The sequence below is a fragment of the Emticicia fontis genome (assembly GCF_054779675.1).
This window is the reverse complement of record NZ_BAAGXU010000043.1, coordinates 1-1,862: the sequence shown is the minus strand read 5'-3', so window position 1 is coordinate 1,862 and position 1,862 is coordinate 1. Positions and strand designations below refer to the sequence as shown.

At 41.3% G+C, this 1,862-nt stretch carries 1 protein-coding gene; it reads right to left on the bottom strand.

Going from position 1 to position 1,862, the window contains the following annotated elements; genetic code table 11:
- The coding region (locus ACYVFA_RS19610; RefSeq protein ID WP_460473555.1) for a collagen-binding domain-containing protein at window positions 1-1,862 on the bottom strand (1,862 nt) is incomplete at both ends.

Below are 1,862 nucleotides of genomic sequence, written 5' to 3'. Positions count from 1 at the left end.
TACATTCGTAATACTTGGATTCTGAACAGTTGAACTATATGAATTCGGACCTACCCATGAGTAACTTGTCCCTCCCGATGATGTCAGATTTAATGTTTTACCTACACAAACCGGGGTATTGGAATTAGCTGTTGATACAGGTAATGAATTTACCGTTATTGTCGCTGTGGCACTTGCAGTACACTCGACACCATTAGTTGTTAATTTACAAATCGCGGTATAGCTATACGTGCCCGTACCTGTTGGTGTTACGGTAATCGTAGTAGTAGTAGAGCCGTTGTTCCAGACTACTGTGCCATTACAGCCTGTTGCTGTAAGCGTTGCCGCTTGTCCATTACAAATTATAACATCGTTTACTGATACTGTTGGTGTTGGCACTACTTCAACTGTTATATTTGCACTTGATGTACAAACACCAGTACCACACGTCGCAGTATAAGTAGTCGTAGTTGTAGGATTAACAACTGTTGAGGTACCTGTTGCAGTAATATTACCTCCACTCCAAGTGACTGTTGAAGTACAGCCAGACGCTCTAAGAGTCACGGCTGAACCAGCGCACACTGGCGGACAATCGGTTGTTGTCCCTGCTGCAACAGTTGTATTAAATCTTTGATTAGATATTGAGCCTCCACCATCCATCATAAATGATTTCGCAATTACTTGTCCATCGATATTCGAGCTACTATTTTTGGTTAAATCTGCATTAGGTGCAAATAAAGTTCCTTTCATAGTTGTACTTGAATTGGATAGTGTAAGGTTGGTCGTATTGTAGAAATTCCAGATAATGTATTGCCCCTGTACATCTCCTATTCCTGAGATATTAGGTAAAGTCAGTGTAAAACTTCCAGAAGCGTTTACATTAATTAGCAATGGTTTTGAAGCATCCGGATAATTATTAAATACAATTGTTGAATATGCGTTTAATTGAGTTCCTGTTACATTCCATACGTTTGTTCCTGTTTGTAAAGTAAGTTTCGGCTGAGAAGTATTACCTGGATCAAATGTAGGAGCAATAGTATTGACCTGAGTGCTCATCGAACTAGCCGTAGCCTGTAGCGAGGAGAAGGCGGTATTGAAATCAATGCTACCTATTCCATTCTGCCAGGTCCCTGCTGCCTGACTTGTATTAACATTTACAGAAGGTGTAGTGTCAAAGCCTCCTTTTGTAATGCGGGCATTGCTTCCGTTAGGATAAAATGTAGACCCTGTTATATCTCCTACTTTGGCATATCCATTCCCATTCACGTTAATCCCACTACCTGACGTATAAATGATTTTTCCTCCAGTATAAAAATAAGTTATATCTCCACCGATAGTAGGTTTTGTAGCGTAACCGTTAGGGTTATTCCCGTTTATATTTGTTGAACCATCCAATGTAATGTTTCCTCCGGTTGCCATTCCGGCATCTACATTTCCTGCTTTTAAAACTATTCCATTCTGGACAAATATGTTGAAGCCTTCTGCTGAGGAGGTGGGGTTAATCGCACTTGTTCCGGGTGCACAAGCTGACACCGTAATTGGATCAGTTTGGATAACCGTTATCTGAACCGAGGCAGGTTCGCTCATACAACCTGTGCTTGAAGCAGTACAGGTAGCGGTGTAAGTAGTGGTTGTAGTTGGAGAAACTGAGATGACATTCGTTGTCTGGCCAGTTGACCAGAGAATGGTACCTGAGCATCCGGAAGCAGTAATATTTGTAGTTTCTCCTATACAGATTGAAGATTTGTTAGGAGTCAAAGTTGGTATAGCAGGCAATTGGTTGATAACGACTGAAACAGTTGCCGTTGCACTACAGCCATTCGCATTTGTTACCGTTACTGTGTAAATCCCTGTTGCAGCAGCAGTTACATTCGTAATACTTG